The sequence below is a fragment of the Kosakonia oryziphila genome (assembly GCF_900094795.1).
GTDB classification, from domain to species: domain Bacteria; phylum Pseudomonadota; class Gammaproteobacteria; order Enterobacterales; family Enterobacteriaceae; genus Kosakonia; species Kosakonia oryziphila.
This window is the reverse complement of record NZ_FMBC01000091.1, coordinates 1-5,370: the sequence shown is the minus strand read 5'-3', so window position 1 is coordinate 5,370 and position 5,370 is coordinate 1. Positions and strand designations below refer to the sequence as shown.

Sequence of the window (5,370 nt, the reverse complement as noted above, 5' to 3'; positions counted from 1 at the left end):
TTGCCCACATAGACGCCGGATAGATTTAAGCAAGCCCACCATTAATCAAAATCAGTGTTGCAAAAATGGGGGTGACCATAGATTTTTTGCTTTATGCTTGCCTTAAACACCACAAGCGCTTGTCACCTGGATACGGTAAACTTAGCCGTGTTTTTGCATCAGGATATCGCTAATGAATCACTCCCTTAAGCCATGGAATACCTTTGGTATTGATCGGAATGCCCGCCATATTGTCTGCGCCGAAACATCGCAGCAACTGCTCAATGCATGGCAGGATGCAGTACAGCGCCAGCAGGCCGTATTGATTCTGGGTGAAGGCAGCAACGTACTATTTCTGGATGATTTTTCCGGAACCGTCGTTATCAACCGTATTATGGGTATTGAGGTGCGTGAAGAAGCCGATGCATGGTACCTACACGTCGGCGCGGGTGAAAACTGGCATCACTTGGTGCAACTGACTCTGGAACGCGGGATGCCGGGCCTTGAGAATCTGGCGCTTATTCCGGGTTGCACAGGGAGCTCACCGATTCAGAATATCGGTGCATATGGAATCGAGTTGCAGCGAGTCTGCAACTATGTCGACTGCATAGAACTCAGCAGTGGCAAATCTAAGCGCTTGTCCGCAGAGGCCTGTCGTTTCGGCTATCGCGACAGCATCTTTAAACATGAGTACCAGAATCGTTATGCCATTACGGCGGTCGGTTTGCGTCTGGCAAAAAACTGGAGGCCGGTGCTTACCTACGGTGACCTGACCCGGCTTGATCCCGCGACGGTGACACCGAAAGATGTTTTTGACGCTGTATGCCGTATGCGTACCAGCAAATTACCGGACCCAAAAGTTAACGGGAATGCTGGTAGCTTCTTTAAAAACCCCGTGATCACAGCTGAACAGGCGGACTTCTTACTCTCCGCTTTTCCTGGGGCTCCGCATTATCCTCAAACTGATGGTTCCGTAAAGCTGGCTGCTGGCTGGCTGATCGATCAATGTCAGCTAAAAGGCGCCACTGTTGGTGGTGCAGCGATCCATCACTTACAAGCGCTGGTGCTAATAAATACCGGGCAGGCTACAAGCGATGATGTGGTGCAACTTGCTCATCTTGTGCGCCAGCGCGTGGGTGAGAAGTTTAATGTCTGGCTTGAGCCTGAAGTGCGTTTTATCGGCTGTGTCGGTGAGGTGAATGCCGTGGAGACGATAGCATGAAGGATAATACCGTTCCGTTAACGCTGATTTCTATTCTGGCAGATGGCGAATTCCATTCGGGTGAGCAGTTGGGAGAACGCCTGGGAATGAGCCGGGCGGCAATCAATAAACATGTCCAGACCCTTCGTGACTGGGGAATCGAAATCTTTACCGTTCCGGGGAAGGGTTACAGTTTACCGGAACCTATCCAGCTTCTGGATGAAACATTGATCCGTTCACATATTACTCAGGGGAATATTGCCGTTTTACCGGTGATTGATTCGACAAATCAGTATTTGCTGGATCGCCTTAATGAACTGCATTCGGGTGATGCCTGCGTGGCGGAATATCAGCAGGCAGGTCGTGGTCGCCGTGGCCGCAAATGGATCTCTCCGTTCGGTTCGAATCTCTATATCTCCATGTATTGGCGTTTGGATCAAGGGCCAGCAGCGGCAATCGGGTTAAGCTTGGTAATAGGTATTGTAATGGCGGAAGTTTTACGCGATTTAGGCGCCGCCGAGGTGCGGGTTAAATGGCCAAATGATCTCTACCTTCAGGATCGTAAACTTGCGGGTATCCTCGTCGAATTAACCGGTAAAACTGGTGATGCGGCGCAGATCGTGATTGGTGCCGGAGTTAATCTGATGATGCGTAAAGCACAGGCTGAAGACATCAGCCAGAGCTGGATTAACCTGCAAGAAGCTGGTGTTTGCATCGATCGCAACATGCTCGCCATACGTCTGATTACTGAATTACGCACCGCCCTGAAATGCTTTGAGCAAGAAGGGCTTGCTCCGTTCCTTTCTCGCTGGGAAAAACTGGATAATTTTATTAATCGTCCGGTAAAACTGATTATCGGAGAGAAAGAAATTGTAGGTATTTCCCGTGGTATTGATGAGCAAGGAGCCCTACTACTTGAACGTGATGGGGTTATAAAACCCTGGGTCGGTGGAGAGATTTCACTACGCAGTGCAGAATAAACAAGGGGGAGCGAGATGCTCCCTTTATTTATTTACGCAAACGAACTTGCTCAACCGCATGGTTAGCGCTTTTAGTCATAATCAGGCTAGCCCGCTCGCGGGTTGGTAGAATATTTTCTTTAAGATTTAGACCGTTAATTTCTTTCCACAGCGACAATGCGATCTCAATCGCTTCCTGTTCGGATAACTTCGCATAATTATGAAAATAGGAATCAGGATTGGTAAATGCGCCTTCTCGGAACTTCAGGAAGCGGTTGATATACCAGGTTTGTAACAGATCTTCCGGGGCATCAACATAAATAGAAAAATCGACAAAATCGGAGACAAATACATGATGCGGGTCATGAGGATAATCCATGCCGCTCTGTAATACATTCAACCCTTCGAGAATTAAAATATCAGGCTGAGCAACTGTTTTATCCCCATCCGGAATTACGTCATATATCAGGTGCGAATAAACCGGCGCTGTGGCATTCGGCACCCCAGATTTAATATCCGAAACAAACTGTACCAGGCGATGCATATCATAAGATTGTGGGAAGCCTTTTTTCTTCATTAACCCACGATCTTTCAGTACCTGATTGGGATGCAGAAAACCATCAGTCGTAATTAGTTCAACACGGCGATGTTCTGGCCAGCGACTCAATAATGCCTGTAGCACACGGGCGGTAGTACTTTTCCCAACCGCTACGCTGCCTGCAATACTAATGATGTACGGAATGCGTTGCCCATTCGTCCCAAGGAATTGCTCAAGTACGGCCTGACGGCGCAGGTTCGAACTGATATAAAAATTGAGTAAACGGGAAAGGGGGAGATAAATCTCCGCAACTTCTTCCAAAGAAAGGTCTTCATTAATGCCTTTTAATCGTGCGATTTCGCCCTCGGTAAGCGTCATCGGAACTGAATCACGAAGAGCAGCCCACTGGCTGCGATTAAACTGTAAGTAAGGCGTCATTAACGTTTGCTCTTTTTTACTCATAAGCTTTATCTGCCCGCTATTACCCCTCGTCACGTAGGCTACCGGTACGTTGTGAGAGAGAGTCTCTTAAGGTAATGCTATGGCTAGACGTTATTGAAATAAGTGGGATCATTGGGCAGGAGGTTAACACCAGATGACAGGGAATAATATGAAAAATCGCGTCTGCGTGATGCTTTCCCACGAAAGCATCACGCTCAGCACATCAACTGGCAATAGAACGAACACACTGATTAACCGCAAATAAACGTTTGAAGTAAATGGCTGCTGGTTGGTAATAGCCATCTGCTGAACTGAGATAATCGGGGATTTCCCCAAGGCTGCGATATCCTTGCGAACGATAAAATGCTTCTGCAGCAGAACCTGACGGTGTTTCCAGCCATAGCAGACCGCGCTGGCGCATGCAGGCTGTTTTTTCCAGCTCGGCCAGGAGTTTCTTCCCAATACCTGTGCGCCGCGCCCGGCGGTGTACCAGCAACAATTTTATGTTCGCCCTGTTCAGTGCTTCAGGTTGCATAGGGAACTGTAGACTAACGCTGCCGGCAACGCCCTGCTCATCGCGTGCAATCCAGATCAGGCGTTCACCTGTCTCCAGCTCGTTGCGTAACCGCGAGAAGGCGCTTTCTGCCTCCTGCTGGCTAATCGTGCGTTGATACCCAATGGAGGCTCCACTATTAAGTGCATCAAGCAGTAGTACAGCGAGTTCTGGACAATAGACTGGCAAAGTAGCTGCGTTTAACAAGACGATTTTCATCGTGAAACCTCCATCGGGTTGGTGGCTAAAGTAATGCAATTAGTGATCCAACACACAATCTATGTCTGGCTTCAGCGATATTCACTATGGTGATGGTTTTTTGCACCATGTTAACGCAGTTGCACCGAAGAGATGCCCGATGTTGTCGCGATTAAAGGAGGCTTACTGGCGCAAAATTGTGGAACGTGATGCTGTTTTTTTATACTTCTCTGCATGAAATTACAGCATTTATATGGTGTGTCGTGCAAAATGTGAGCGATAGAACGTTTTGTGCAATTTTTTTGTTGCATCAACTCCTCTGTCTCCCTAGAATGCGCGCTACTTGATGCCGACTTAGCTCAGTAGGTAGAGCAACTGACTTGTAATCAGTAGGTCACCAGTTCGATTCCGGTAGTCGGCACCATCAAGTCCGGTGGGGTTCCCGAGCGGCCAAAGGGAGCAGACTGTAAATCTGCCGTCACAGACTTCGAAGGTTCGAATCCTTCCCCCACCACCATTTTCGGTTACGCTAAAACGTAACCAGAGTTGGTGTCAGTTATGAATCAGCTCTTAGGGAGAGAATCTTCTCCCGACAATACAGAAGCACTGGGTAGCCGAGTTTCAGGATGCGGGCATCGTATAATGGCTATTACCTCAGCCTTCCAAGCTGATGATGCGGGTTCGATTCCCGCTGCCCGCTCCACGATGTGCTGATATGGCTCAGTTGGTAGAGCGCACCCTTGGTAAGGGTGAGGTCCCCAGTTCGACTCTGGGTATCAGCACCACTTCATTTCTCCTTCCCGGTTTTTCTTCTGTTATTTAGCATTCAACAAGTCGGGCGTGTTGCCTGGTTGATGTGGTGATATCACCGATTTATCCGTGTCTTAGAGGGACAATCGATGTCTAAAGAAAAGTTTGAACGTACAAAACCGCACGTTAACGTCGGTACTATCGGCCACGTTGACCATGGTAAAACAACGCTGACTGCTGCAATCACTACCGTTCTGGCAAAAACCTACGGTGGTTCTGCTCGCGCATTCGACCAGATCGATAACGCACCGGAAGAAAAAGCTCGTGGTATCACCATCAACACTTCTCACGTTGAATATGACACCCCGACTCGCCACTACGCGCACGTAGACTGCCCGGGGCACGCCGACTATGTTAAAAACATGATCACCGGTGCTGCGCAGATGGACGGCGCGATCCTGGTTGTTGCTGCGACTGACGGCCCGATGCCGCAGACCCGTGAGCACATCCTGCTGGGTCGTCAGGTAGGCGTTCCGTACATTATCGTGTTCCTGAACAAATGCGACATGGTTGATGACGAAGAGCTGCTGGAACTGGTTGAGATGGAAGTTCGTGAGCTGCTGTCTCAGTACGATTTCCCGGGCGACGACACGCCGATCGTTCGTGGTTCTGCTCTGAAAGCGCTGGAAGGCGAAGCAGAGTGGGAAGCGAAAATCATCGAACTGGCTGGCTTCCTGGATACTTACATTCC

5 protein-coding genes and 4 tRNA genes are annotated in these 5,370 nt (G+C 49.0%); 7 read left to right on the top strand and 2 right to left on the bottom strand.

Annotated features, from left to right (window positions below):
* Nucleotides 1–172: 172 nt before the first annotated feature.
* A complete protein-coding gene (murB, locus tag GA0061070_RS23825) occupies nt 173–1,201 on the top strand; it encodes a UDP-N-acetylmuramate dehydrogenase (RefSeq protein ID WP_090138974.1) in 1,029 nt (342 codons plus the stop codon).
* Nucleotides 1,198–2,160, top strand: a complete 963-nt coding sequence (birA, locus tag GA0061070_RS23820; RefSeq protein ID WP_090138972.1) for a bifunctional biotin--[acetyl-CoA-carboxylase] ligase/biotin operon repressor BirA — start codon at nt 1,198–1,200, stop codon at nt 2,158–2,160. The genes murB and birA overlap by 4 nt, the downstream gene beginning before the upstream one ends.
* 28 nt (nt 2,161–2,188) lie before the next feature.
* On the opposite strand, the gene coaA is transcribed toward birA, so the two are convergent.
* Both coaA and GA0061070_RS23810 read right to left on the bottom strand, forming a co-directional pair.
* Nucleotides 2,189–3,139 carry a type I pantothenate kinase gene (gene coaA, locus GA0061070_RS23815; protein WP_090138971.1) on the bottom strand — a complete coding sequence of 317 codons (951 nt, stop codon included), beginning with the start codon at nt 3,137–3,139 and terminating at the stop codon, nt 2,189–2,191.
* 202 nt (nt 3,140–3,341) lie between these two features.
* A complete protein-coding gene (locus GA0061070_RS23810; RefSeq protein ID WP_090138968.1) occupies nt 3,342–3,890 on the bottom strand; it encodes a GNAT family N-acetyltransferase in 549 nt (182 codons plus the stop codon).
* 327 nt (nt 3,891–4,217) lie between these two features.
* Between GA0061070_RS23810 and GA0061070_RS23805 the strand changes: the two genes are divergently transcribed.
* The 5 genes from GA0061070_RS23805 to GA0061070_RS23785 all read left to right on the top strand — a co-directional run.
* Nucleotides 4,218–4,293 (top strand) — tRNA-Thr (locus GA0061070_RS23805).
* Nucleotides 4,294–4,301: 8 nt separating this feature from the next.
* A tRNA-Tyr gene (locus GA0061070_RS23800) sits at nt 4,302–4,386 on the top strand.
* A gap of 111 nt (nt 4,387–4,497) precedes the next feature.
* Nucleotides 4,498–4,572, top strand: a tRNA-Gly gene (locus GA0061070_RS23795).
* A 6-nt stretch (nt 4,573–4,578) separates the two neighbouring features.
* Nucleotides 4,579–4,654, top strand: a tRNA-Thr gene (locus GA0061070_RS23790).
* 114 nt (nt 4,655–4,768) lie between these two features.
* The coding region (locus GA0061070_RS23785; protein WP_090138966.1) for a GTP-binding protein at nt 4,769–5,370 on the top strand (602 nt) is incomplete at its 3' end.